Below are 310 nucleotides of genomic sequence, written 5' to 3' on the forward strand. Positions count from 1 at the left end.
TCCAAGCTCGGGCCGCTGATCGTGCCGTCGGTGTGCATCGTCGTGATCCAGTTGTGGGGATGGCGCGAGATCTTTTATGTTTTCGCGGTGCCGGGCCTTGTGCTTGCTGTCGTGTGGATGGTTCTCGTCACGAATTCGCCCAGTGAAAACCGCTTCTGTTCGGAAGCCGAGCAGCGCTATATCGCCGACGATACCCCGCGCCAGGGCCGGGGCGCCACCGCGTCGCGCCGCAATGAAGTCGCGCGTATTCCGTATCTCGATGCGTTCAATCGGACCAGGCCTGTCGCGCAACTGGAAACGATCCGCCAGG

1 protein-coding gene is annotated in these 310 nt (G+C 61.9%); it reads left to right on the forward strand.

Going from position 1 to position 310, the window contains the following annotated elements; all coding sequences use genetic code 11:
- On the forward strand, positions 1–310 hold a 310-nt coding region (locus SB822_RS55995), incomplete at both ends, for an MFS transporter (protein ID WP_410858966.1).

The organism is Paraburkholderia sp. SIMBA_054, assembly GCF_046534875.1.
In the GTDB taxonomy this organism is placed as follows: domain Bacteria; phylum Pseudomonadota; class Gammaproteobacteria; order Burkholderiales; family Burkholderiaceae; genus Paraburkholderia; species Paraburkholderia hospita.